The organism is Sphingomonas sp. Sphisp66 (genome assembly GCF_047324325.1).
Taxonomy (GTDB): domain Bacteria; phylum Pseudomonadota; class Alphaproteobacteria; order Sphingomonadales; family Sphingomonadaceae; genus Sphingomonas.
The window spans coordinates 2,015,331-2,041,787 of sequence record NZ_CP168508.1; the positions used below are offsets into that span (position 1 = coordinate 2,015,331).

Sequence of the window (26,457 nt, forward strand, 5' to 3'; positions counted from 1 at the left end):
CCCAAGCCGTCATCCCGACGAAAGTCGAGATCTCAGGCGAAGGCGCGGGGAAGGGGCCGCACGAGATCCCGGCTTTCGCCGGGATGACGGATTGGCCCCCTTCCAAAATAGGAAATCCTCTGACAGCCTCGAAGCTCAGCCGGTCCCGAACCGGCCGCTCCTTGAACTGTCCAGTCACCAAAGCTCGCGCATGCCTTTGCACGTAATATCAACGCGTTACCGAAAACTGCAGCGAAACACTGCAAACTTCCCCGAACCAGGCGTCCGCAAAACCGGCCGCGACTCCGCAGCAACCCGCGCATTTCGGCCGGCCGCGCCAACCGGAACAGCCGGCACAGGCACCCCTCCGCGCAAACCCCGCCAACTTCCGCGTCCGTATGTTCCGCTTCTTGCCAATCGCCGCTTGTACCTGTACGCGCCACTGCCTATTTTTCAGGCAACATCATGAGCGAACTCGCCCCCATCCAGATCGGCCCGGTCAAGGTCGAAGCGCCGGTGATCCTCGCGCCGATGACCGGCGTGACCGATCTGCCGTTCCGCCGTGCGGTCCGCCGCTACGGCTCGGGCCTCAACGTCACCGAGATGATCGCCAGCGCCGCCGCGATCCGCGACACGCGCCAGTCGATCCAGAAGGCCGCCTGGGATCTGATCGAGGAGCCGGTTTCGATGCAGCTCGTCGGCTGTTCGCCGCCCGAGATGGCCGAGGCCGCCAAGCTCAACGAGGATCGCGGCGCCGCGATCATCGACATCAACATGGGCTGCCCGGTCCGCAAGGTCACCAATGGCGATGCCGGTTCGGCGCTGATGCGCGACCTCAAGCACGCCGCCGCGATCGTCGATGCCTGCGTCAAGGCGGTGAAGGTCCCGGTCACGCTCAAGATGCGGATGGGCTGGGACCTCGACAGTCTCAACGCCCCCGAGCTTGCCCGCATCGCCGAGGATCTCGGCTGCCAGCTCGTCACCGTCCATGGCCGCACCCGCAACCAGATGTACCGCGGCTCGGCCGACTGGTCCTTCGTCCGCAAGGTCAAGGACGCGGTGAAGATCCCGGTGATCGTCAATGGCGACATCTGCTCGGTCGAGGATGCCCGCGAGGCGCTCCGCCAGTCGGGCGCGGACGGCGTGATGATCGGCCGCGGCGCCTATGGCAAGCCGTGGATCCTGCGCGAGGTGATGGACGCGCTGACCGGCAAGGGCGAGCGCGCCGAGCCCAGCGTCGACGAGCAATATCGTGTGATTCTAGAGCATTACGTCGATAGTCTCGAACATTATGGCGAGATGACCGGCGTCAACATGATGCGCAAGCATCTCGGCTGGTACACCAAGGGCCTGCCCGGCTCGGCCGAGTTCCGCAACAAGGTCAACCAGGTGCCGGACGCCAGGACCGTGCTGGCGATGCTCGACGAATTCTACGTGCCGTGGCGTTCCCGCGCGGCGGCCTGAGGCGGCTGCGGCCCGCGCCGCCCGCCACCGGCCCCAAATTCGCCGAGATGTTCGCCGCGCTGCCGGTCGCGGTCCTCGTCATCGATCCCGACGGCCGCATCGCCCATGCCAATGCCGCCTGCGAGGCGCTGCTCAACCATGCCGAGACCACGATGGTCGGCCAGCCCTATGACGCGGTGCTGAGCCCGCCCGACGGCTATGTCGAGCGCCGCGACGGCCATGGCTTCGCCGCCTTCGACATCGAGATCGAGGCGATCCGCGGCCCGCGAATCCGGGTCGACTATGTCGAGACCCAGGTCGCCGATCATCCCGGCTGGCGGATCGTCACCCTCCACCACGCCCCCCAGTCCCGCCGCGTGGCGCAGGGTGCGGACCGCACCGCCGGCGCCAGGGCCGCGGTAGGCGCGGCCGCGATGCTCGCGCACGAGATCAAGAACCCGCTGTCGGGCATCCGCGGTGCCGCCCAGCTGCTCGCCGCCTCGGGCGAGGACCGCGAGCTCACCGGCCTGATCACCACCGAGGTCGATCGCATCGCCGCGCTGATCGACCGCATGCAGGACTTCACCGACACCCGGCCGCTGAAGCTCCAGCCGATCAACATCTATCCCTTGCTCGACCATGCCCGGAAGGTCGCCCTGGCCGGCTTCGCGCGCGGCATGGTGATCGAGGAGAGCTTCGATCCCTCGCTGCCCCCCGTGCTGATCGATCCCGACGCCTTCCAGCAGGTGATGATGAACCTGCTCAAGAACGCCGCCGAGGCGCTCACCGGCCTCGCCCAGCCACGCATCGTGCTGTCGACCGCCTATCGCCACGGCATGTCGGTCAGCACTGGCGCCGGCCGCCCACGCGTGCCGCTGCCGATCGAGATCTGCGTGATGGACAATGGCCCCGGCGCCCCCGAGGACATTGCCGAGCATCTCTTCGAGCCCTTCGTCTCGGGCAAGCCGGAGGGGAAGGGACTCGGCCTCCCGCTCGTCGAGAAGCTGGTCCGCGACATGGGCGGCATCGTCCAATATGCCCGTGAGCGCGCGCCCGAAATGACCGTCTTCCGCATCCTACTGCCGCGAGCCAAGGCATGACCGGCTCGGTCCTCGTCGTCGACGACGACAGCGCGATCCGCACCGTGGTCGCAGCGGCGCTGCGCCGCGAAGGCCATGCCGTCACGACGGCGGCCAGCCTCGCCGAGCTGCGCCGCGCGATCGGCGCCGCGCTGCCCGACGTGCTGGTCACCGACGTGGTGCTGCCCGACGGCAACGGCCTGGACGAAGTCGCCCGGCTCACCGCCGAGCATCCCGCGCTGCCGGTGATCGTCTTCTCCGCCCAGAACACCCTGGCGACGGCAGTCCGAGCCACCGAGGTCGGCGCCTTCGACTATCTGCCCAAGCCTTTCGATCTCGACGTGCTCGGCCAGGCGGTGCGCAGCGCCATTGCCCGCGGCCGCCATGCCCCCGCCGAATTCCCCGAGGACGAGCTGAACGGCGGCTCCTCGCTGATCGGCCGCTCGCCGGCGATGCAGGAGGTCTACCGGGTCATCGCCCGCGTCGTCTCCAACGACCTCACCGTGCTGATCTCGGGCGAGTCGGGCACCGGCAAGGAGCTGGTCGCCAAGGCGATCCACGATCTCGGCCCGCGCCGCCGCGCGCCCTTCGTCGCGCTCAACATGGCGGCGATCCCCCGCGAGCTGATCGAGGCCGAGCTGTTCGGCCATGAGCGCGGCGCCTTCACCGGCGCCCAGGCCCGCGTCGCCGGCAAGTTCGAACAGGCGGCGGGCGGCACCCTGTTCCTCGACGAGATCGGCGACATGCCGATGGACGCCCAGACCCGCCTGCTCCGCGTCCTCCAGCAGGGCGAGTTCACCACCGTCGGCGGCGCCCGGGCGATCAAGGCGGACGTCCGCATCGTCGCCGCTACCAACAAGGACCTCGCCGCCTTGGTCCAGGCCGGGCAGTTCCGCGAGGACCTGTTCTACCGCCTCAACGTCGTCCCCATCGCGCTGCCCTCGCTCCGCGAACGCCGCGACGACGTGCCCTTGCTCGCCCGCCATTTCCTCGATCGCGCCGCCGAGGACGGCCTTCCACGCAAGAGCCTCGCCACCAATGCCGTGGCGGTGCTGGAAGGCTATGACTGGCCCGGCAACGTCCGCCAGCTCGAGAACCTGATGCGCCGCATCGCTGCGCTCAGCCGCGACGAAGTGATCGAGGCCGATGCGATCCGCCGCGCGCTCGGCGAGGCGAGCGCCATGCCGGCGCCCGCGACTCGCGATGCCGGGATCGAGGCCGCCGTCCGCGCCCGGCTCGAGCGCATCGCGATCGAGGAGCCCCGCACCCTCGACGACGGCACGCTCTACGACCGGATCATCGGCGAGGTGGAGCGCCCGCTGATCGAGGCGATGCTGGCGCGTCACGGCGGCAACCAGCTGCGTGCCGCCAGGGCCTTGGGAATCAACCGGAATACGCTGCGCAAGCGGCTCGACACGCTCGGCATCGATGTCGGCCCGGGCCGCCCGGATGGTACCGAATAGCGACAGGCCGAGCACGATTATGTGTTCTTTTTGCCACAATCTCGATCTAGCTTGGCCACGATGGATGCCGTCACCGCCGAGCCTCTGACCGAAACGCTGCCGCCGCGGAGGCGGCTGGCCCTTACCGCTACGGCAGAAATCGCGGTGGTTGCCGTTGCGATCGTCGTGCTGGTCGCCAGCTATTTCGTGCTGAGCGGCGAGAGGGCGACCGATCGGATGACGCCGACCCTGCTGGCGTTGCTCCTGATCGCCAATCTGGTGCCCGCAGTTGCGGTGATGATGCTCGTCGCGCGCCGTTTTGCCCGGCGCCGTGCCGCCAAGATGCTGGCGGAGGGGGGCGGGCAGTTGCACGTCCGCCTGGTCGGCATCTTCTCGCTGCTCGCCTCCGTCCCCATCGTGCTCACCGTGATCGCGGCCTCGATCATGTTCCAGACAGGCGGCCAGTTCTGGATCTCGGACCGCGCCAAGCACGCCTTTGACGCCTCGATGGAACTGGTCCGCAATGCGCAGGGGAAAATCATCGATCGCTGGGTGAAGGAAAGCGATACGATGGCCAGCGATATCTCGCGCGAAGCGGGCAATCTGCGGCCGGGCACGCAGGGATTCCACGAGTTCTTCTGGCAGAACACTTACTATCGCAACCTCAACCAGGCAGCGCTGTTCTCCTACACCAAGGACAGCGGCGTAAACATCTACGACTATTGGCAGATCCCGGAGGACACGCTGCCCCAGGCAGAGCGCATCCTTCCGCCGCCCGACAAGCTGCTCAAGGAAATCTTCTCCGTCCGCGTCACCCCGAAGCTGGCGGAAGACATCAGCGGCGGCGGCAAGCCCTATGTCGGCAATGCCGGCAACACCCTGTGGATCGTCCGCCCGGTCAAGGGACTGAAGGACACCTATCTCTATGTCGGCTCGGCGGTCGATGCGGCCTTCCTGAACCGGCAGGTGGTCGAGGCACAGTCGATCATCACCGAATATAACGGGTTGCAGAAGAGCGCGCAGTCCCTGCAGCTTCGCTTCAACGTCGCGCTGTTCGGCGTGGCGCTGCTGATCATGGCGGTGACGGCCTGGGTCGCGCTCGCCGTGGCGGACCGGTTGGTGCGCCCGCTCAACCTGCTGGTCGCCGCAGCCCGCCGCGCCGCCGAGGGCGACCTCAGCGCACGCGTGCCCGAACCGGAAGGGCGCGACGAGGTCGCCACGCTCAGCAACGCCTTCAACGGCATGACCGAGCGCCTCCAGGCCCAGACCAACGCGCTCGTCACCGCCAATGCCCAGGCCGAAAGCCGCCGCGTCCTGATCGAGGCCGTGATGTCGGGCGTCTCCGCCGGCGTCATCTCGATCGATGCCCAGCGCAAGGTCCGCCTGATCAACGAATCCGCGATCGAGCTGCTCCATCAGGGCGAGCAGGAGCTGGTCGGCCACCCGCTGGTCGAGCTCGCGCCGGAGCTCAACGAGTTGCTCGATACCGGCGACCGCGAGGCGGTGATCCAGCTCGGCACCGGCGGCGATGCGCGCACCCTCGCGGTGAAGGTGACCAGCGACGAGGCGGGCAAGGTGCTCACCTTCGACGACATCACCCAGCAGCTCAACGACCAGCGCCGCGCCGCCTGGTCCGACGTCGCCCGCCGCATCGCGCACGAGATCAAGAACCCGCTCACCCCGATCCAGCTCGCCGCCGAGCGCCTCAAGCGCCGCTACGGCAAGAAGATCGAGCCCGAGGACGGCACCTTCGCCCAGCTGACCGACACGATCGTCCGCCAGGTCGGCGATCTGCGCCGGATGGTCGACGAGTTCTCGTCCTTCGCGCGCATGCCCAAGCCGATGTTCCGCCAGGAATCGCTGCTCGACATCGCGCGCCAGGCAATGTTCCTCCACGAAGTCGCGCACCCCACGGTCCGCTTCGAGATGGACGCGCCCGATCCGGCCCCCGGCCTGATCTGCGATCGCCGCCAGATCGGCCAGGCCTTCACCAACATCGTGAAGAACGCCGTGGAGGCGATCGAGGCGCGCGGGGAAGGGGAGGCACTGCCCCAGGGCGAGATCGTCATGACGATCCACTCCGAGGCGGAGGGCAAGCTCACCCTCACGCTCGCCGACAACGGCATCGGCCTGCCGGTCGAGCGCGACCGGATCGTCGAGCCCTACATGACGACGCGCAGCCGCGGCACCGGCCTCGGCCTCGCGATCGTGAAGAAGATCGTCGAGGAGCATTTCGGCACCATCGGCTTCTCGGATCGCCCGGGCGGCGGCACGCTGGTGACGATCTGCTTCGATACCGATCAGCTCGCCGGAATGGCGAGCGCCCCTGAAGGCGAGGGCGGCGACGAGCCGCGTCCCGCCGTGCTTACGCGTACTGGAAGTGCCAAATCATGAGCCTCGATATCCTGGTCGTCGACGATGAGCGCGACATCCGTGAACTGGTCGCCGGCGTGCTGGAGGACGAGGGCTATACGACGCGGGGCGCGGCCGACAGCGACGCAGCGCTCGAAGCCATTGCCGAACGCCGCCCCAGCCTGGTGCTGCTCGACGTGTGGCTGCACGGCTCGCGGCTCGACGGGCTGGAGATCCTCGACGAGATCAAGCGCCGCGATCCCTCGATCCCGGTGCTGGTGATCTCGGGCCATGGCAATCTCGACACCGCCGTCGCCGCGATCCGCCGCGGGGCCTCCGATTTCATCGAGAAGCCGTTCGAAGCCGAGCGCCTGCTGTTCCTCGTCGAGCGCGCCACCGAGACCGAGCGGCTCAAGCGCGAAGTCGCATCCCTCCGCGCCTCGATCGGGCGTGAGGAGGACCTGACCGGCCAGTCGGGCGCGATCAACACCGTCCGCGCCACCCTCAAGCGCGTCGCCTCCACCGGCAGCCGCGTGCTGATCACCGGTGGCGCCGGCACCGGCAAGGAAGTCGCCGCCCGGCTGCTCCATGGCTGGAGCCAGCGTGCCGCCGCGCCCTTCGTCATCGTCAGCGCCGCGCGCATGCAGCCCGAGCGGGTCGAGGAGGAGCTGTTCGGCGTGGAGGAGGGTGGGGACCTGGTCCGCACCGGCCTGCTCGAGCAGGCGCATGGCGGCACCCTGTTCCTCGACGAGATCGCCGACATGCCGGTCGCCACCCAGGCCCGCATCCTGCGCGTGCTGACCGACCAGAGCTTCACCCGCGTCGGCGGCACCCGCGTGGTCAAGGTCGATGTCCGCGTCGTCTCCGCCACCGCACGCGACCTGATGACCGAGATCGCCGAGGGACGCTTCCGCGAGGATCTCTATTACCGCCTCAACGTCGTACCGGTGGCGATCCCGCAGCTCACCGATCGCCGTGAGGACATCCCCGTCCTCGTCGAGCATTTCGTCGCCCATTACGCCAATGAGCGCCGCGTGCCGACGCCGGAGATCGCGCCCGACGCGATGGTGGCGCTGCAGAGCTATGAATGGCCGGGCAATGTCCGCCAGCTCCGCAACGTGGTCGAGCGCACCGTGATCCTCGCCCCGGGCGACCGGATCGGCCGCATCGATCTCGACCTGCTGCCGCCCGAAGTGCTCGGCCGCCCGGCTGATACCGGCGGCGGCATGGGCACCAGCGCGATCATGGGCGCACCGCTCAAGGAGGCGCGCGAGAGCTTCGAGCGGGAATATCTGAAGGTCCAGATCCGCCGCTTCTCGGGCAACATCTCGCGCACGGCAAGCTTCATCGGCATGGAGCGCTCGGCGCTGCACCGGAAGCTCAAGCTGCTGGGGATCACCGACAGCCGGGAGGAGTAGGGGTCCAGCCCTCCACTATATCCGTCATCCCGGCGAAAGCCGGGATCTCAGGCGAAGGCGGGGAAAGAGCGGCACGAGATCCCGGCGACGGATACCTTGCAATGTAGGATTTCCCCTGCTTCCCTCCCGCTGCCGGCGCACCTCCGGCCGCTCTTTGAACCGGTAGGAAAGATAGGATCCCCTCCGCGCATCATGATTGCGCGAAACGGCGCATCCGTCGGAAAAAGGGTCCGTCAGCACGTCGCAGAACCGCGCGTGGCGTGAACTTAGTGAACTTTGACGAGTCGCTCGCCGGCGACGCGTAGGATCGGCTGGACGATTCGGCCCCCACAGCATAAAAGGGCCGCGCTGCGCGCCACACGGGTGCGCGGTCCCGACGCCAGAGAACGGCGCCAAGCGGGAAACTCCCGCCAACAAAGAGAGTCACGCACGATGGCCGAAAAGCAGACCTCGCTTCAGGATCTGTTCCTCAACTCGCTGCGCCGGTCGAAGACGCCGGTCACGATGTTCCTCGTCAAGGGCGTCAAGCTCCAGGGCATCGTCACCTGGTTCGACAATTTTTCGGTGCTGCTCCGCCGCGACGGCCAGTCGCAGCTCATCTACAAGCACGCGATCTCCACGATCATGCCATCGGGCCCGGTGGATCTCGCCCCGCTTCTCGAAGCGGTGGGAGAACATCAGTCCAAGAACCCGGTATTGCAGGAGATTTTCCTCAACGCGGTTCGCCGCCAGCAGGAAAATGTCACCATGTTCCTGGTCAATGGCGTGATGCTGCAGGGCCAGATCGCGTCCTTCGACCTGTTCTGCATGCTGCTCCAGCGCGAGGGCATGGCCCAGCTGGTCTACAAGCATGCTGTCTCGACGATCCAGCCGGCGCACCCGCTGAACCTCGCCGAGGAACAGAATAGCGACGACTGAGTGAATCTATGACTACCGGTTTCGAACGCGACCCCGATGAATTCAGCCGGGGCGCGCGTGCGGTCGTGGTCTATCCGGACCTCGGCGGCAGCTCGCGCGACGCTGATGCTCGCCTTGAAGAGACCGCCGGCCTCGCCGCCGCGATCGGCGTCGATGTGGTGGAGCGGGTGCCGTTGCGCATCCGCGCGCCCAAGCCCGGCACGCTGATCGGCTCGGGCCAGGTGGAAGCCCTGGCCGAGACGGTCCGCGACAAGGAGCTGACGCTCGCCGTATTCGACGCGAGCCTCACGCCGGTGCAGCAGCGCAACCTCGAGACCGGCCTCAAGTGCAAGGTGATCGACCGGACCGGCCTGATCCTCGAGATCTTCGGCGAGCGCGCGCGCACCGCTGAGGGCCGACTCCAGGTCGAGCTGGCCCACCTCGATTACCAGGCCGGCCGCCTCGTGCGCAGCTGGACCCACCTCGAGCGCCAGCGCGGCGGCTTCGGCTTCCTCGGCGGCCCGGGCGAGACCCAGATCGAGGCCGACCGCCGGCTGATCCGCGACCGCATGGCACGCCTGCGCCGTGAACTGGACTCGGTCAGCCGCACCCGCAGCCTGCACCGTGACCGGCGCCAGCGTGCGCCCTGGCCGGTGATCGCGCTGGTCGGCTATACCAACGCCGGAAAATCCACGCTTTTCAATCGGCTGACCGGAAGTGACGTCATGGCGGAGAATTTGCTCTTCGCCACGCTCGATCCGACTTTGCGTCAGATTTCGCTCCCCGGCATCGACAAGGCGATCCTCTCCGACACGGTGGGCTTCGTCTCCGAGCTGCCGACCCAGCTCGTCGCCGCGTTCAAGGCGACGCTGGAAGAGGTGGTCTCGGCCGACCTGCTGATCCATGTCCGCGATGTCGCCCATCCGGACAGCGAGGCGCAGAAGGACGATGTCGAGGCGGTGCTGGCCGAGATCGGCGTCGCCGAAGCCACGCCACGCTTCGAGGCCTGGAACAAGATCGACCTGCTCGACACCGAACGCCGCGAGGAGCTGCTGGCGGAAGCGGCCAAGCGCGAGGACGTCATGCCGGTGTCCGCGGTGACCGGGGAAGGGGTGGACGCCCTGATCGCCGCCGTCGCCGCCCGCCTGACCGAGGGCCACCGCCGCTACACCGTCCCTCTCGATCCGGCCGACGGACAGGGGGCTGCCTGGCTTCACCAGCATGGCGAAGTCCTCGATCAGCGGATCGAGGGGGATCAGGCGTTCTATGAAGTCCGGATGGCGCCGCGGGACTATGAGCGGTTTTTGACGCGCTGAAGCTCAGGCCGGCGGCAGGTAGCGCGCCATCCGTGCACGCAGCAGCGCGATCAGCTCCGGATCCATGAATTCATATTCGTCGGGAATGCCGAGCACGACGATGTTCTTGCCGTTCAGCGCCGAACGATAGCGCTTCTGGATCTTGCTGCGATGCTCGCGCTCCATCGCGAAGATCAGGTCCGCCCATTCGATCAACTCGGCGCTGAGCGGGTTCTCGGCGTCGTTGTTGGTGCCGGCGGAGCTGGTCTCGATCGCCGGATGATCGGCAAAGATCTGCTCCGCCGTGGGGCTGCGCAGGCGATTCTGGCTGCAGACGAACAGGACGTTCTTCATCACCCCGCCTGTTTCGCCTTCACCCAGAGCTCCTCCTTGGCATCGAGGTCCATCGCTTCGAACAGATCTCCAGCTTCGGCTTCCATCGTCCTGAAACGCTTCTCGAATTTTGCGTTCGCTCCGCGCAGGGCTGCCTCGGGATCGACACCCAGCTTGCGCGCCCAATTGACCACCGCGAACAGCAGGTCGCCGACCTCGTCCTCGATCTCGGCCGGCGTCGAAGCGGCCTCGACCTCGGCCAGTTCCTCGTCGATCTTGGCGCGGGCGCCGCTAGGGTCGGGCCAGTCGAAACCGGTGCGGGCGGCGCGCTTCTGGAGCTTCTCGGCACGGAGCAGGGCGGGGAGGCCGATCGCCACGCCGTCCATCGCGCTCTCATGCCCCTTTTCGTCCCGCTCCGCGGCCTTGATCTGTTCCCACAGATGATGGCCGCCCTCGGCCGCACCCAGGAAGATGTGCGGGTGGCGGCGCTCCATCTTGTCGCTGATCGCATTGGCGACGTCGGCCAGGGCGAAGTCACCGGCTTCCTCGGCCATCCGGCTGTGGAAGATCACCTGGAGCAGCAGGTCGCCAAGCTCGTCCTTGAGATCCGCCATGTCGCCGCGCTCGATCGCGTCGGCCACTTCATAGGCTTCCTCGATCGTATAGGGCGCGATCGTGGCGAAGGTCTGCACCGTATCCCATTCGCAACCGGTCTTCGGATCGCGAAGCCGCGCCATGATGGCGACGAGACGGTCGATTGCGGGCACGGGTGCGGTCAAGGAAGGAGCCTCCGGAAGATACGTGCCGACCCTAGGAAGTGGGCGGCGGGAAGAAAAGCCCGGCGCCATCGATCGCGCCGGAAAGCCATGGAAACCCGCCTATGTTGGCAAGGCCGCAAGACAGAGCTACTCCCGTAACGATGTCGCCCGATCCCCGAGCCGAAACGGCTTCCCGAAGCTATTTCGGCACCTTTTCCGACCCTGACGCGATGGCATCGGCGATCGGCGGGATCAATTCGGGGAGCAGCCCCAACCCGCTGGGCGGCTCGGGCAGGAATTTCCACGCGATGCTGGCCCGCGCGGTTTTCGACGGGCTCAATATCGGCATCGGCAAGTTCGCCCGCGGCATCCCGCAGACCGCGGCGATCCCCAATGTCCACACCTTCATGTTTGCCACCGAGCCCGGCATCGTTCGCCAGGTCTCGGGCCGGAAGCTGTTCGGCCGGCGTATCTTCCATTTCCGCCCGGACGAGCGGACGGTGACCGGATCACCCGCCGGCATGCCTTGGGCCTTCGGCATCGTTGCAATGCCGTTCGACCTGCTCGCCGGCCATGCTCCCGACCTGATCGGAACCGACCACGGCGTGCCGCTCGACGACGACCGGATGTTCCATGCGCCTGAGGCTGCGCTGACCCGGCTCATCGGGCTGATGCGCGATGTCGCCGATGTGATCCGCGATACGCCGTGGATCGTCGAGGCACCGCATCCGGCGCGGGCGCTCTCCGGTGCGATCCTCGACAGCCTGCTCGCCTGCCTCGTGCAGGGCCGGGTGAGCGCCGACCGCGCCGCGCTCGGCCGCCACCGCGACATCGTCGCACGGTTCGAGCGCGCGGTGGAGGAGCGGCCGGAGGAGATGCTGTCGCTCGGGGCGATCTGTGCGGCAGTAGGCGTGCCGCAGCGCACCCTCAACCTCGCCTGCCAGGAGTTCCTGGGCGAAAGCGCGATGCACTATGCCCGCAACCGGCGGCTCGATCGGGTGCGCGCGACCCTGCTGGCGTCGGACCCGGCCAGCACGCTGATCACGAGCGTCGCGATGCATTACGGCTTCTGGGAGCTCGGCCGCTTCGCCCAGGCCTATCGCCTGCGCTTCGGTGAGCGCCCATCCGATACGCTGCGCAGGAGCGCGCACTAACTCCAGCGCCTCCGCGCGTTCATGCCGGAATCGCATAGTGAGCCGTCGCACCCCCGTGGCAAGCGCCGGCCGGGCCATCGCCGCAGGTCCGGGGAACCGCGGCGAAGGGCCCCCGACTTTCAACATGTAATTCCGGCCCGGCGAGACGGGCCGCCATCGGGGTGGGCTATGCAGCATCAGTTTCTCAAGGCGCGGTCGGCGCGTCTGGTTCGCGGTTCGGCTTCGCTGGCGGCGCTCGCCCTCGCGATCAGCCTGGCGCCTTCGATGGCGCATGCCCAGAAGAACACCCAGGGTGGCGGCAACGGCGCCAACTACGGGCGCAGCAACACCCCTGGACAGGGCGGTATCGGTGGCGGCGGCGGTGGTGCCAATTCCGGCATCGGCGGTTCGGCGGCGCAGACCCCGGATGGCACGGCATCGGCAGGCGGCATCGGATCGGGCGGGGGTGCGGGCGGCCAGCCCGGCACGCCTAATGACATCGCGGCCGGGGGCGGCGGCGCGGGCGGCCCTACTGCCGGTGAGCCGGGCGGCGCCGGCGGCACTGGCAATGTGGTATCGGCCACCGGCAATTTCGCTTTCGCGACCGACTATATCGGCGGCGCCGGCAGCGGAGGCAGCTCGGCCGGCGGCGGCGGCGCGGGGCTCGTGCTGACCGGCGCCAATGTCCAGGTCACCACCCAGGGCTATGACGTGGTCGGGGGCCAAGGGGGTCAGGGTGCATATCAGGGCAGCAGCGGCGGCGGCGGCGCGGCACTCGTGCTGCTCTATGGCGGCAGCGTCACGGTCGATGGCGGCACGGGCGGTGCCTTCACCACGATCACCGGCGGCATGGGGCGGGAATATGCCGGCTCGGGTGCCGGCGTGTTCCTCTATGACGGCGGCACGCTGACGATCCGGAACGGCAACAGCGTTACGGGCGGCGAAGGCGGCACCTTCAGCACTGATGGCGGCGCCGGCGGCGTCGGCGTGCTCAGCAATCTCGGCACGGTGGTCAACCAGGGCGCGATCGCCGGCGGCGAGGGCGGCTATGGCTATTCGCGCGGCGGCGCCGGAGGCGACGGCGTGCGGGCCTGGGGCGGCACGGTCGAGAACAGCGCGACCGGCACCATCATCGGCGGCCGGGGCGGCTACAACAATACCGGCAACTCCGGTGGCAGTTATTATACCGGCAGGGGCGGTGCGGGCGTGCGCCTCATGGACGGCCAGGCCGTCACGCTGACCAATGCCGGCGAGATCAATGGCGGCGCGGGTGGCCCGCGCTATGCGTTCGGCACCCCGGTCGGCCCGGGCGGAATGGGCGTGGTGGGCGCCGAGCATGGCGGCTCCACCATCATAAATTCGGGGATCATCCGCGGCGGCGTGAACGCCTCCTCGCAGCGCAACCTGGCGATCGGCCTGTACGGCGACAACAACCGGCTCGAGCTGCGCGCGGGCTCCTATATGGATGGCGGCGTCGTGGTTCAGGCCGGCGGCGTCAACAATGTGCTGGCGCTGGGCGGCAGCACCGATTCCTCCTTCGACGTCACCGAGATCGGCTCCACTGCCAGCTTCAACTATTATCTGGGCTTCGACACCTTCGAGAAATCGGGGACGAGCACCTGGACGCTCACCGGCACCGGTGATCAGGACTGGCGGATCACCGGCGGCAACCTGGTCGGCGACACCAACAGCCTGGGCGGCGACCTGACCTTCACCTCCGCTCCGCTCACCAGCGTCGTGGCATTCAACCAGGCGTTCGACGGCAGCTATGCCGGCACGATCTCCGGCAGCGGCACCATGCTCAAGATGGGCAGCGGCACGGTCACGCTGACCGGCAGTTCCTCTGTCGACTGGGCAATCAACCAGGGAAGCGTGATCGCCAATGCGAGCCACTTCACCGGCAACGCCAAGATCCTGGCCGGCGCATCGCTGACCTTCAACCAGACCAGCGACGCCAGCTATGCCGGCACGCTCCTGGACGCCGGCGACCTGCACAAGACCGGCAGCGGGCGGCTGACGCTGACCGGGGATTCGTCCTGGCTGACCGGCACGACTTTTGTCGAGGAAGGCACGCTGACAGTGAACGGTCGGCTCGGCTCGAGCGTCACCGTGGCGTCCGGCGCCACGGTTGGCGGCTCCGGCACCATCGGCCGCACGACCGTGCAGAGCGGCGGCCATCTCGCCCCGGGCAACTCGATCGGCACGCTCAACGTCGTCGGTGGCCTCACCGTCGCGGCGGGCGGCAATCTCGATTTCGAGCTGGGCCGGCCCGACAATAACGGGGCCACGTTCAGCATCAGCGACCGGATCATCGTTTCGGGCGGCGACCTCGCGCTCGACGGCACGATCAACCTGAGCCAGAGCGGCGACCCGGCCGATGGCGCGGCGGGGATCGGCTATTACCGGCTGATCAGCTATTACGGCGCACTCACCAGCAACACCGCCGTGATCGGTACCACGCCCGGGCTCAGCGACGTCAATTACGAGCTGCGGGTCGGCGGCGGCGCGGTGGACCTGTTCATCAGCCCGTCGCTGATCGTCGGCGACGATACGCTGCAGCACTGGCAGGGCGGCGACGGCACCTGGAACGCCGCGAGCACCCAGTGGCTCAACCAGGGCGGCACCGCCCCGGCGAGCTGGGCCGGCAACTACGCCGTGTTCAAGGACGACAACGGCTATGCCGGCGGCACCATCACCCTGGAAGGCGCGCAGTCGTTCCTCGGCCTCCAGTTCGTCGACAGGGGCTATGTCCTGCAGGGCAGCGGCCAGCTGGTCACCGATGCCGCAGGAAGCGAGATCCGCGTGCTCGCCGACAGTGCCGAGATCGCCACCGAGATCACCGGCACCGGCGGCATCACCAAGACCGAGGCCGGGACGCTGATCCTCACCGGCACGAACAGCTATTCGGGCGGCACCACGATCCAGGCCGGCACGCTGCAGATCGGCAATGGCGGCACGACCGGCTCGATCGCCGGCAACGTCGCCAACAACGGCACGCTGGCCTTTGCGCGGTCCGACGCGACCAGCTTCGGCGGCACCATCTCGGGCACCGGCACGGTGCAGGTGCTGAGCGGCAACGTCACGCTCACCGCCGACAATGGCTATACCGGAGGCACCAGCATCGCCACCGGCGCTACGCTGCAGCTAGGTAACGGCGGCACGACCGGCTCGATCACGGGTAACGTCGCGAACAACGGCACACTGGCCTTCAACCGCTCGAACAATATCGTCTTCGCCGGCGTGCTTAGCGGCACCGGCAACCTCCGTCAGGCAGGCTCGGGCAAGACCGAGCTGACCGGCGATTCGAGCGGCTATACGGGGACCACCACGGTTGCAGCCGGTACGCTGGCAATGAACGGCAAGCTCGGCGGCACGGTAACCGTGCTGGCGGCGGGGCGACTGCAGGGCACCGGCACCCTCGGCAACACCATCGTCTCAGGCACGATCGCGCCGGGCAACTCGATCGGCACGCTCAACGTCGCGGGGAACATCGTGTTCAACACCGGCTCGACCTATGAGGTCGAAGCCGATGCCGCCGGCCTCTCGGACCGTATCGTCACCACGGGCGCCGCCACCATCAACGGTGGCACCGTCTCGGTGCTGGCAGGGGCGGGCAACTACCGGCCCGAGACAAGCTATCTGATCCTCCATGCCGATGGCGGGATCACCGGCACCGGCCGGTTCGCCGGCGTGACCTCGAACCTCGCCTTCCTCGACCCGTCGCTCAGCTATGACGGCAACAACGTCTATCTGCGGCTGCGGCGCAACGACATCAGCTTCGCCAGCATCGGCGCGACGCCGAACCAGCGTGCGACCGGCACCGCCACCCAGGCGCTGGGCTGGAGCAGTCCGGTGTTCGCAGCGGCCGTCAACCTCTCGGCCGAGCAGGGGCGCGCCGCGTTCGACCAGCTCTCCGGCGAGATCCATGCCTCCGCCCGCACTGCGCTGATCGAGGACAGCCGGTTCCTGCGCGATGCCGCCACCGACCGCCTGCGTGCGGCCGATGCCGGCTTCGCCATCTGGGGCAATGGCTTCGGTTCCTGGGGCCATTGGGCGAGCGACGGCAACGCCGCGCGCCTCAACCGGTCGGTCAACGGCTTCGTTCTCGGCGCCGACACCTCGGTCCTCGGCAAGGCGCGGCTCGGCATAGTGGGGAGCTATGGCAAAGCCAGCTTCGACACCCGGGCACACAGCTCGTCAGGCAAACGCGAAAGCTATGAGATCGGCATCTATGGCGGTGCGGATCTCGGTGCCGCGGCCGTGCGGCTCGGCGTGTCCCATGGCTGGCACCAGCTCGACACGACGCGTTTGGTCGCTTTCCCGAGCTTCTCGGACAGCCTCAAGGGCGAGCAGGATGCCCGGACCACCCAGGTCTTCGGGGAACTCGCCTATCGCATCGAGCTGGGAGCTACCCGCGTCGAGCCCTTCGCCGATTTCGCCCATGTCCGGTTGAGCATCGACGGCATCACCGAGAAGGGCGGGGCGGCAGCACTGAGACTCGCCTCGACGGACAGCAGCACCAGCTTCTCGACGCTGGGCCTGCGTGCCGCGCCTTCCTTCTCGCTGGGCGGCGCGAAGCTCATTGCGCGGGGTACACTGGGTTGGCGCCACGCGTTCGGCGACGTGACGCCGCTATCCGCGATGCAGTTCGCGAGCGGTGGCGGCAGCTTCCGGATCGCCGGCACCCCGATCGCGCGCAACGCGGCCGCGCTCGACGCCGGGATCGATGTCGCGCTGACCTCCAGGGCAGTGCTCGGTATCGCCTATGGCGGCCAGTTCGGGTCGGGTGCCTCGGACCAGTCGGTCCGCGCCAGCTTCAGCCTGGGGTTCTGAAAACATGTCGGTCTGGAGCGGCCCATCGGATCAGGGATGGGCCGCTTCCACGCCAAGCGGCTATACACCCACCGTGCATTCCGGAGGGCCGCCGAACGCTCCGGAAGCGGCTTTCGACGGCTCGAAAGCTTAGAACTTCAGCCGCACGCCGGCGGTGTAGTAGCGGCCGCGCGGATCGTCGCCGAGCGCGAAGCCGTCGCGCAGGCCCGCACGCGTGCCGTTGCCGACATAGGCGGCGAGCGGCGGGGTCGCGTCGAACAGGTTCTGCACGTTGACGTAGAACTGATAGTTCCCCTTCGATCCCGGCACGTTGAACGCCAGGTTGAGGTTGGTCGTGGCGAACGGCGCGATCCGGTTGTTCTGGATCACGCCGGTGCCGTCGGCACCCAGCTTCATCGCATTGCGCCAGCGCTCCATGATGTCGAGCGAGATGCCTTCGACCGGCTCGACATGGAGATAGCCGGTGAGGCGCACCGTCGGCGTGGCCGAGAAGCCCAGTGCACCGAAGCCTACCCCCGCCATGTCGATGTCCGCGAGCCCCGGCTGGCGGAAGATCAGGTCCGGCTGATAGGCGGCGAGCAGGCGGATGCTCATCGGGCGATCGAACAGGCGGCCGGTATAGTTGGCCTCGACATCGATGCCCCAGGCCTCGATGTTCGAGATGTTGAGGTAGCGCGCCGACCAGCTCGTCGCCTGGTTGGCCGCGCTGGTGTTGCCGTTCAGGCCCTGCGGCCGGCTCTGCAGCGCGCAATAGGGCGAGGTGCCGCCGCTGGCATAGCAGGCGAGCTGGATCTCGGCGGTCTGGCCGTTGATCTGGGTGATCGCGTCCGAGATCTTGATCCGATAGGCATCGACCGCGAGGCTGAGGCCGCGCACCGGCTTGAGCACCACGCCGCCGGTCAGCGTGTTGCCGATCTCCGCCGTCAGGTTCGGGTTCGAATAATTCGGGTTCGGCACCGTCGGCGTGGTGTTGGTGTAGAGATCGAGCGCGCGGACCTGGACGATCGAAAGCGGCGCGTAGAGGTCGAACAGGGTTGGCGCGCGGATGTCGCGCGAGCGCGTGGCGCGCAGGCTGATCCAGTCGTTGAGGTGCCAGTCGGCCCCGAGTTTCCACGTCACATAGTCGCCGCTGACATTGTACTTGGTGTAGCGCACAGCCCCGTTGATATTCAGCGACTTGAAGAAGGGCACGTCGCGCAGCAGGGGCAGGTCGAACTCGCCGGCGACTTCCCAGACGGACAGGCTATGCCCGGCAAGGTCCTGGCCGAAGCTCGATTCATTGACCGTGTTGGTCGCGACGCAATTGTAGCGGAGGCCCGTGCAGTTGACGAAGTCGGCCGGTGTGGAGCTGCTCTTCGAGGAATAGCTCGTCTTCCGCCATTCGCCCGACAGCGCGACCGAGACCGGACCGGCCCAGGTGCTGAACGGCGAGCCCGAGATTTCGCCCGAGACCGCGTCCATCTCGGTGACCGAGGAGAAATAGACGGTGTCGGTGACGTAATCGATCGCCGCTGCCGAGGCAGCGTTGGGGCCGAACACGTTGATCGGCACGCAGCCGGGCATCAGGCCGGGATTGGTCACGCTGATGTTGCAGACGACCTGGCCACCGCTGTTCACCGCGTCGAGCGCTGCCGAGAGCTTCTGGCGGTTGATGACGTTGCCGAGCGCGGTGTCGAGCTCGGAGCGGCCATGGGTGTAGTTCACCGCCCATTTCGCACCGCCAAGATTGCCGTCCAGGCCCGCGGCGACGATCCACTGCTTCGAGTCCGATACGGCCTCGTTGCGCGGGATGTCGCTCATGAACTTGGAGAAGGTGAAGGTGGGCTGGGTGGTCGGGATCAGCGCCTGATAGGCAGCCGGCAGGAACGCGTTGGTCCGGCTGATCGTGACGTTGTTGAGCTGACTGGTCTCGGCATAGCTGGTGTTGGTCTTGAAGTTGGCCGATCCCTGGACATAGGCATGCACGCCACCGCCCGGGGCGTCATAGTCGAGCCGGCCGAACAGCTGGTGGCCCTCCAGTTTCGCGATCAGAGAGGAGTCCCAATAGCCGCCGCTGCCGCCGATCTCGATCGACGAGGTGCCGGTCGAGGTGCCACGGACGAAGGGGCTGAGCACGCCGTTGCTGGCGAAGGTCTGGCCGTTCAGCGCGCCGCTGGTGATCAGGCCGCCGAACGGGAAGGCATTCTGGCGCAGGTTGGTCTGCAGCACATAGGGATTGGCGGTGGTGCCCGCGCCGGTCACGCCGACCTGGTTGAGCCAGGGGCGCGAGGAGCGGTTATCGATCCCGTCCTCCTTGCGATATTCGTAGCTCAGCTCGAGGTGCAGGCCCTGGGCGAGATTGCCGCCCCAAGCGATCGCAAGGTCGGTCTTCGCATCGTCGCCATATTCGGAGATGCCGCGGCTCGCCTCGGCCCGGATGCCGTTGAAATTGTGGTTGAGAACGTAGTTGACCACGCCCGACATCGCGTCCGAGCCATAGACGGCGGAGACGCCGCCAGTGACGATATCGACGCGCTGGACAAGCATCTGGGGCACGATGTCGACGTCCACGACGCCGTTGAACAGCGTCGGCGGGATGCGCTTGCCGTCCAGCAGGACGAGGGTGCGGGTGGCGCCGAGGTTGCGCAGGTTGAGCTGGTTGGCCGAACCGTTGCCGCCCGCGGCGCTGCCGACGGTGGTGGGGTTGCTCGACGAACCGCGCGAGCCGGCAAAGGCGGGCAGGGTGTTGAGCGCGTCCGCCAGGGTGGAGCCGGGGTTGGAGGTCAGCACGTCCTCGGTGGAGATGACGGTGACCGGCGACGGGCTGTTGTCGCCATTCTTGATCACGCGCGAGCCGGTGACGATGATCTGCCCCTCGGTGGTGAGCGGCGCGTCTTCGGCTTGCGGCGTGGTAGCGGTGGTCGCGTCGGGCGCGGTCTGCGCCAGCGCGGGCGACGACAGGATCAGCGTGCTCGTACCTGCAAGCAGCGCGCAAAGGAACTTCGGGCTCAATCTATCCTCCCCAATCATTTTCTATCCGATTTGGGTATTCTCTGCCCCCGCTCTTTTGGACGGGTGGCTTGGCCGGCGCTTCTTTGGGGGCCGGCGAGGCTAGCTGTTAGGCGCCGGGCAGCGATCGGTCCGCATTGGTTTGGCCGGGGCGATGATAGATTTTGCGCTACGGCATGCGTGGCGCCCGAACAGAAATGATCGGGGCCTGCGGTTTTGTGATTGGACCGGACGACGCGTGCGGCGAAACTCGCCTCCAGGATGACCCGCCTCACGAGCGGGCGAGCGGGAGAGTTTTGATGCGTCGTCGTGATTTCCTGTGGGCGCTGCCCGGTACTGCGCTGGCCGCGCGCTCGGCGCTGGCGGAGGATTGGGCGGGGCCGGTGACGACGCCGGGCAAGAAGGGCGTGATGCTGATGAACCGCATCGCGCCCTCGGTCTCCGAACTCTACATCGCGGGGCTCGACGGCTCGAACGAACGCAAGCTGCTTGCCGATACGCGCTTCGAATATAATGGCGTGTTCGCGCCGGGCGGCGGCTTCCTCTTCACCTCGGAGCGGAACGGCGACGGCCAGTCGGACATCTTCCGCGCGAGCGCCGACGGCAAGCTGGTCCAGCCGCTCGTCGCCGGGGCGCCGATGGACGATGCCGGCGTGCTCTCGCCCGATGGGCGGACGCTCGCCTTCGTCTCCACCCGCAACGGCTACCGCGCGAACATCTGGCTGATGGACCTGAAGTCCGGTCGCACGCGCCAGCTTACGGGCACCAGGGATGTCCGCGGCGAGGACGGCAAGCCGGACTGCTATTACCGCCCGGCCTGGTCGCCGGATGGCAAGTGGATCGCCTTCTCCTCGGATCGAAACACTGCCTGGACCGGGCACGACAACGGCCATGGCTGGGAACATACCCAGGAGCTGTCGATCTATGTGATCGGCGTGGACGGCAAGGGCTTCCGCAAGGTGGCGACCAAGCCCGGCTATTGCCTGGGCTCGCCCAAATGGTCGCCCGATGGGCGGCGGATCGTGTTCTACGAAATGACCGTGGAGGCGACCTGGGGCGCACGTCGACCCAATTATGTGGGCAAGACGCCGACGAAGATCGTCTCGGTCGATGTGGCGAGTGGCGAACGCGTCGAGCACCAGGCTGACAACGAGCTGAAGCTCCAGCCGCAATTCCTTTCGAACAGCGAGATCGGCTATCTGGTGAAGTACGGCCCTAACGAAGGGCTGGCCTATACGAGCGATCGCCCGGCGGTGAAGCAGGCGTTCATCCGCTCGCCGCACTGGTCCGACGACGGCCGGCAGGTGATCTACGAGAAGGTCGCGTTTCGCCCGGCGCGATCGGTGTGGAAGCCGCTCTACAGCTGGGACAAGGACTGGGACTATCGCGAGACCGACGTCTTCCCGCTGATGTCGAAGCAAGGCTGGATCGTTTATACCGACAAGCAGACCGGCAACAGCTCGATCATGGTGATGCGGCCGGACGGCAGCGGCAAGCGCAAGGTGTTCGATGCGGCCGATCGCGGGCTCGATCCCAAGCTGGTGCAGCAGGGTCTCGCGGGCGCGTTCCAGCCGGCCTGGTCGCCCGATGGCGAGTGGATCAGCTTCGGGCTGGGGGCGTGGTTCTTCCTGCGCGACAAGGCCAATGCGGCGGTGTGGCGCGTCCGTGCCGATGGCACCGGCGCCGAGCAGTTGACCGACGGCAAGCAGCATTGCGGCTTCCCGAGCTATTCGGGCGACGGCAAGGAGATCGTCTATCGCCTGTGGAGCGACGACGAGAAGGGCCTGCGCATCCTCAACCTCGAGACGCGCCAGACCCGGGTGCTCACCCAGGGCTATGACAATCTCCCCGGCTGGTCGCCCGACGGGAAGAGCATCGTCTTCACCCGCAAGCGTATCGAGGACGGAAACTTCGATATCTACACGATCAGCCCCGACGGTTCGAATCTCTTCCGCGCGACGACGCATGAATCGAGCGACGGCCATGCGGTGTGGACCGCGGACAACCGGATCATGTGGAGCGGATCGCAGCATGGTTTCCGCGACGAAGCCGCGCTCTACGACCAGACTTTCCAGCAATATGGCCAGATCTACATCATGAACCGCGACGGTTCGGGCAAGCTGATCGTGACCGACAGCAAGTGGGAAGATTCGATGCCGCTCTATTTGCCGGCGAAGCGCTGATATAGATCAGCAAAACTATCGGCGGCTGCGGGTTTCTGATCAGCAGGAAGCCACGCCGCCGAAGTAAACCTCATCGTCGAAACAAATAACTTGGCGCGGTCCATGAACGTGGACCGGACAGCTGACGACGAAGAACGCCGGCTCGACTGGCGGTTAGGGAGGGAAGTTTGATGAGCTACCGCAATCGCGTGGCGCGTGGGCTGGTGCGTGGGGCACTGCTGGCAGGCGCCGCTGTCTGGGTGATGCCCGCCTTCGCGCAGGATGCCGCCCCCGCTGCTGCCGCCGCGCCGGTGCAGGAAGACCAGTCGGGCCTGGTCGACATCGTCGTCACCGCACAGAAGCGCCAGGAAAGCGCGCAGAACGTGCCGATCGCGATCACCGCGCTCAACAGCGACCAGCTGAGCGCCGCCGGCACGGCCGACACGATGGACCTGAAGGCCAGCGTGCCCGCGCTCAACGTCACCACCGCGACGGGCGGCATCGGCCTGCCGCGCATCCGCGGCGTCGGCGCCACCGGCCAGGGCCCGGGCATCGAGAACCCAGTCGCCGTCTATGTCGACGGCTTCTATTACGGCGCGTCCTTCGGTGTGCTCCAGTCGCTGTTCGACACCGATCAGGTGGCGGTGCTGAAAGGCCCGCAGGGCACATTGTTCGGGCGCAACGCCACCGGCGGCCTCATCCAGATCACCACCATGGCGCCGAGCTTCGAGACCCAGGCCAAGGGCCAGATCGGCTTCGGTAACTACTCGACGCTCAGCGGCGCGCTGTTCCTGACCGGCGGCATCACCGACACGCTGGCCGCCAGCATCTCGGCCCAGGTCGAGGATCGCGGCAACGGCTTCGGCAAGAATGTCGTCACCGGCAACGACATCCAGAACGGCCGCACCTGGGCGGGCCGCGCCAAGCTGCTCTGGCAGCCGGATGCCGATACGTCGGTGCTGCTGAGCGGCGACTTCAACGGGCGCTATGCCTCGGAGCCGGCCTTCCGCAACTTCAAGCTCAACGCGCTGGGCCAGAACGTCCCCAACCAGATCATCGCCGCCGGCGGCGATCCGGACCGCGACATCTATTCGGATATCGATCCGCGGATGACGACGCGGCAATGGGGCACCGGGCTGACGATCAGCCATGATTTCGGCGGCTTCACGCTGAAGAGCATGACCGGCTACCGCAAATCGGACTTCACTTATTATTTCGACCCCGACGGCACCGCGCTGCTCCGGCTGGTGATCGACAATATCCAGTACGACAAGCAGTTCACCCAGGAGATCAACCTGATCTCGGACAGCCAGGGCCCTTTCAAATGGGTGCTGGGCGGCTTCTACATGCACGACAGCGCCGGCAGCGCGCAGAGCCGGTCGAGCGGGCTGCTCACCTTTGGCGGCAACGGCTATACCGACCAGGTGAACAACGTGAAGCTCGACAGCTTCTCGGGTTTCGCGGAAGGCACCTATACCTTTGGCGAGAGCACCAACTTCACCGCCGGTATCCGCTATACCAGCGACCAGCGCTCGCTGACGGCACAGGCGATCTCGTTCAACGGCGCTACCAATACTCGCACCGTGACCAACTCGGCCGACGATCATAACTTCAACAAGCTGACCTGGCGGGCGTCGCTCGATCACCGCTTCTCGCCCGAGCTGCTGGCCTATGCGAGCTACAACCGAGGTTTCCGCAGCGGCACCTATATCGCACAGGTCTCGCCGATCATCCTGCTCCATCCGGAAGTGGTCGACGCCTATGAAGTGGGCATCAAGTCCGACCTGTTCGATCGGCACGTCCGCCTGAACGTCGCGGCATATTATTACGACCAGTCGAACATCCAGGTGCAGCAGGTCATCTCGGGAGCCAACAGCATCTACAATGCCGACGGCGCCCATATCTATGGTATCGACGCCGACATCACCTGGCAGGTCAGCCATGATTTCAAGCTGTTCGGCGGCGTGAACTACACGCACGCGCGCTACACGAACTTCACCAATGCGATCATCTCGGTGCCGTTCCCGCTGCCGGCCGGATTCGTGATCCCGACGGGGCAGAGCTGCCTCGGCACCTTCGGCAGCCCCTTCGCCCAGCTCGGCGGCAACTGCCTGCTGCGCGGCGATGCCTCGGGCAACAAGCTGCAGAACACGCCGGAGTTCACCGCGAGCGTAGGCGCGTCGCTCGACATCCCGACGGAGAATGCCGGGACCTTCACGATCGCGGGCAATTACTACTACAATGACGGCTATGTCGGCACGACCGACGAGCGCGTGTTCCAGGGTCATTACAGCCTGCTCGATGCCTCGATTGCTTGGAAGATTCCCGGCGACAAATGGACGGTCCGCGTGTGGGGCAAGAACCTGACGGACACGCATTACTGGAGCCAGCTCGGCGCGACCAACAGCGGCGACAACGGCACGAGCAACGCGCCCCGGACCTATGGCGTGACGCTGGGCTTCAACTTCAAGTAACCGAAATCTCCCGCTCCCTCCGGGAGCGGGAAGGGGCCCGCGAGGCGTAGCCGAGTGGGAAGGGTGAGGGTCGAACGGACAGTCGACCCTCACCCTTCCGCGCCTCCAGCGCTCCCTCCCTCTCCCAAATGGAAAGGGAATTTCACCCCATCCATTTGCTCACCGGCACCGCGGATTCCTCCAGCGGCTGGCTGATCACATCGACCAGGCTCGGCCCGTCATGGCGGATCGCGGCGGCGATTACCGCGTCGAGCTCGGTGGGATTCTCGACGCGCCAGGCCTTGAGCCCGAAGGCCTCGGCGATGCGGGCATGGTCGGATCGGTTGAAGTCGACCGAGAAGAAGCGGCTGCCATAGCCGTCCTTCTGGCTCGCCTTGATCCAGCCATAGGAAGAATTGCTGAACACGATCAGCGTGATCGGCAGCCCCTTGCGCACGATCGTCTCGAGCTCGCCCACCGCGAAGCCGAAACTGCCATCGCCCATCGCCGCGACCACCTTGGCGCCCGGCCGGCCATAGGCAGCGCCCACGGCGGCGGGCAGCGAGAAGCCGAGCGCGCCGTGCGCGCGGTTGGTGATGAAGCGCCGGCCGGTGCTGTCGAAATCGAAATAGCCCGAGAAATAGGGGCAGGGCGTGCCCGGATCGGCGACGATGATGCCGTCGGCCGGCAGCGCCTTCTGGATCGCGGCGAGCACGCGCTCGGGCCGGATCGGGCGTTCGCTCGAATGCGCCAGCGCCTCGAACCGCGCGCGCTTGGCGACGCGCAGGCCGGCAAGGCGGCGGGCGGCGTCGCTGTCGGGCGGACGGCCTTCGAGGCGGAAGGCGATCTCGGCGAGCAATGCGCTCAGGCAATAGCGCGCATCGCCGACCAGCCCGGCCTCGACCGGATAATTGGCGCCGACCACCATCGGGTCGATATCGATATGGACGATCGGCACGCCGCGCCCCGGCACGCTGCCATGCTCGGTGGTGGTCGAGCCGGCACGGCAGCCGATGAAGGCGACCATGTCCGCATCGGCCAGCGCGTCGCGCGTCTCGTCGGTGCCGCCATTGGCGCCGACCACGCCGATCGCCAGCGGGTGGTTGTCGGGGATGGTGCCGTGCCCGCTCACCGTCGAGGCGACGGGAGCGTCGAGCAGCTCCGCCAGGCGGACCAGCTCGGCACAGGCGCCCGACAGGATCGTGCCGCCGCCGCAGACCAAAACCGGGCGCCTCGCGCGCAGCAGCACCTCCGCGGCGGCGGCGACCAGCTCGGGATCGGGGGCGGTGCGATAGGCGGGGAAGCTGCCATGCTCGGCCTGCGCCCAGACATGGCTGGCGTCGAGATCCTGCTTCTGCAGGTCATAGGGCAGGCCGATATGCGCGGCACCCGGCCGGCCGGTGCTGGCGGCGCGGAAGGCGGTGCGGAACAGGTTCGGGATATGGGTGACGTGGTCGGCGACGCCGTTCCACTTGGTCAGCGGGGCGAACAGCGCCTTCTGGTCGAGCGCGGTCAGCGGATAGCGGCCGCGCGCGGTGACCGGCACGTCGGAAGTGATCGAGATCAGTCCGACCGAGCTCTCATTCGCTTCGATCACGCCGGGCAGGATATAGGTGGCGCCGCCGCCGCTCGGCCCCTCGCAGATGCCGATGCGGCCGGTCACCCGGGCATAGGCATCGGCCATGTAGGTGGCGTGCCGCTCGTCGCGGGTGAGGACATGCTCCATGCCGTGATCGAGCCGGGCAAGCGCGTCGTAGAAAGGCAGGCTGGTATCGCCGCACAGGCCGAAGATGTGCTTCACGCCGTGGAGCTGAAGCATGCGGACGGCGGCTTCCGCGCCGGTGATCTGGGTCTCGCTCATGCGGCCAGCCTAAAGGCGGGCGCCGCGCACC

At 67.2% G+C, this 26,457-nt stretch carries 15 protein-coding genes; 11 read left to right on the top strand and 4 right to left on the bottom strand.

The window, feature by feature from the left end:
- Positions 1-444 precede the first annotated feature (444 nt).
- The 7 genes from dusB (at position 445) to hflX (ending at position 9,926) form a co-directional block, all read left to right on the top strand.
- Positions 445-1,443, top strand: a complete 999-nt coding sequence (dusB, locus tag ACEN8G_RS09885; RefSeq protein ID WP_413415403.1) for a tRNA dihydrouridine synthase DusB — start codon at positions 445-447, stop codon at positions 1,441-1,443.
- Positions 1,419-2,522, top strand: a complete 1,104-nt coding sequence (locus ACEN8G_RS09890; RefSeq protein ID WP_413415404.1) for a two-component system sensor histidine kinase NtrB — start codon at positions 1,419-1,421, stop codon at positions 2,520-2,522. The genes dusB and ACEN8G_RS09890 overlap by 25 nt, the downstream gene beginning before the upstream one ends.
- Positions 2,519-3,964, top strand: a complete 1,446-nt coding sequence (gene ntrC / locus ACEN8G_RS09895; RefSeq protein WP_413415405.1) for a nitrogen regulation protein NR(I) — start codon at positions 2,519-2,521, stop codon at positions 3,962-3,964. Before ACEN8G_RS09890 ends, ntrC begins: the two co-directional genes overlap by 4 nt.
- A 60-nt stretch (positions 3,965-4,024) precedes the next feature.
- Complete coding sequence (locus ACEN8G_RS09900; protein ID WP_413415421.1) at positions 4,025-6,337, top strand: ATP-binding protein; 2,313 nt, start codon at positions 4,025-4,027, stop codon at positions 6,335-6,337.
- Complete coding sequence (locus ACEN8G_RS09905; RefSeq protein ID WP_413415407.1) at positions 6,334-7,713, top strand: sigma-54-dependent transcriptional regulator; 1,380 nt, start codon at positions 6,334-6,336, stop codon at positions 7,711-7,713. Before ACEN8G_RS09900 ends, ACEN8G_RS09905 begins: the two co-directional genes overlap by 4 nt.
- 363 nt (positions 7,714-8,076) lie before the next feature.
- Complete coding sequence (gene hfq / locus ACEN8G_RS09910; RefSeq protein ID WP_307119113.1) at positions 8,077-8,631, top strand: RNA chaperone Hfq; 555 nt, start codon at positions 8,077-8,079, stop codon at positions 8,629-8,631.
- An 8-nt stretch (positions 8,632-8,639) separates the two neighbouring features.
- Positions 8,640-9,926, top strand: a complete 1,287-nt coding sequence (gene hflX, locus ACEN8G_RS09915) for a GTPase HflX (RefSeq protein ID WP_413415408.1) — start codon at positions 8,640-8,642, stop codon at positions 9,924-9,926.
- A gap of 3 nt (positions 9,927-9,929) precedes the next feature.
- Here hflX and ACEN8G_RS09920 read toward each other — a convergent pair whose 3' ends face one another.
- Both ACEN8G_RS09920 and mazG read right to left on the bottom strand, forming a co-directional pair.
- Entirely contained in the window at positions 9,930-10,259 is a 330-nt protein-coding gene (locus tag ACEN8G_RS09920) for a low molecular weight protein tyrosine phosphatase family protein (protein WP_413415409.1), read from the bottom strand.
- Positions 10,259-11,017, bottom strand: coding sequence for a nucleoside triphosphate pyrophosphohydrolase (gene mazG / locus ACEN8G_RS09925; RefSeq protein WP_413415410.1), 759 nt, complete (start codon positions 11,015-11,017; stop codon positions 10,259-10,261). Before mazG ends, ACEN8G_RS09920 begins: the two co-directional genes overlap by 1 nt.
- Positions 11,018-11,157: 140 nt before the next feature.
- Here mazG and ACEN8G_RS09930 point away from each other — a divergent pair, with 140 nt between their 5' ends.
- Positions 11,158-12,150, top strand: coding sequence for a helix-turn-helix domain-containing protein (locus tag ACEN8G_RS09930; RefSeq protein ID WP_413415411.1), 993 nt, complete (start codon positions 11,158-11,160; stop codon positions 12,148-12,150).
- A gap of 168 nt (positions 12,151-12,318) precedes the next feature.
- The gene (locus tag ACEN8G_RS09935) at positions 12,319-16,962 is read left to right on the top strand and encodes an autotransporter domain-containing protein (protein WP_413415412.1); all 4,644 of its coding nucleotides are present in this window, start codon (positions 12,319-12,321) and stop codon (positions 16,960-16,962) included.
- 129 nt (positions 16,963-17,091) lie between these two features.
- On the opposite strand, the gene ACEN8G_RS09940 is transcribed toward ACEN8G_RS09935, so the two are convergent.
- Entirely contained in the window at positions 17,092-19,953 is a 2,862-nt protein-coding gene (locus ACEN8G_RS09940) for a TonB-dependent receptor domain-containing protein (protein WP_413415413.1), read from the bottom strand.
- Positions 19,954-20,249: 296 nt separating this feature from the next.
- Between ACEN8G_RS09940 and ACEN8G_RS09945 the strand changes: the two genes are divergently transcribed.
- Together ACEN8G_RS09945 and ACEN8G_RS09950 are read left to right on the top strand one after the other, a co-directional pair.
- Positions 20,250-22,133, top strand: coding sequence for a hypothetical protein (locus ACEN8G_RS09945; protein ID WP_413415414.1), 1,884 nt, complete (start codon positions 20,250-20,252; stop codon positions 22,131-22,133).
- Positions 22,134-22,303: 170 nt separating this feature from the next.
- Complete coding sequence (locus ACEN8G_RS09950; protein ID WP_413415415.1) at positions 22,304-24,586, top strand: TonB-dependent receptor; 2,283 nt, start codon at positions 22,304-22,306, stop codon at positions 24,584-24,586.
- Between the two features lie 142 nt (positions 24,587-24,728).
- On the opposite strand, the gene ACEN8G_RS09955 is transcribed toward ACEN8G_RS09950, so the two are convergent.
- Positions 24,729-26,426, bottom strand: a complete 1,698-nt coding sequence (locus ACEN8G_RS09955; protein ID WP_413415416.1) for a thiamine pyrophosphate-binding protein — start codon at positions 26,424-26,426, stop codon at positions 24,729-24,731.
- Positions 26,427-26,457 lie beyond the last annotated feature (31 nt).

Coding starts and splice junctions, on each gene's coding strand:
- dusB (WP_413415403.1), top strand. CDS start 445: ATGAGCGAACTCGCCCCCATCCAGATCGGCCCGGTCAAGGTCGAAGCG.
- ntrC (WP_413415405.1), top strand. CDS start 2,519: ATGACCGGCTCGGTCCTCGTCGTCGACGACGACAGCGCGATCCGCACC.
- ACEN8G_RS09900 (WP_413415421.1), top strand. CDS start 4,025: ATGGATGCCGTCACCGCCGAGCCTCTGACCGAAACGCTGCCGCCGCGG.
- ACEN8G_RS09905 (WP_413415407.1), top strand. CDS start 6,334: ATGAGCCTCGATATCCTGGTCGTCGACGATGAGCGCGACATCCGTGAA.
- hflX (WP_413415408.1), top strand. CDS start 8,640: ATGACTACCGGTTTCGAACGCGACCCCGATGAATTCAGCCGGGGCGCG.
- ACEN8G_RS09920 (WP_413415409.1), bottom strand. CDS start 10,259: ATGAAGAACGTCCTGTTCGTCTGCAGCCAGAATCGCCTGCGCAGCCCC.
- ACEN8G_RS09930 (WP_413415411.1), top strand. CDS start 11,158: ATGTCGCCCGATCCCCGAGCCGAAACGGCTTCCCGAAGCTATTTCGGC.
- ACEN8G_RS09935 (WP_413415412.1), top strand. CDS start 12,319: ATGCAGCATCAGTTTCTCAAGGCGCGGTCGGCGCGTCTGGTTCGCGGT.
- ACEN8G_RS09945 (WP_413415414.1), top strand. CDS start 20,250: ATGCGTCGTCGTGATTTCCTGTGGGCGCTGCCCGGTACTGCGCTGGCC.
- ACEN8G_RS09950 (WP_413415415.1), top strand. CDS start 22,304: ATGAGCTACCGCAATCGCGTGGCGCGTGGGCTGGTGCGTGGGGCACTG.
- ACEN8G_RS09955 (WP_413415416.1), bottom strand. CDS start 26,426: ATGAGCGAGACCCAGATCACCGGCGCGGAAGCCGCCGTCCGCATGCTT.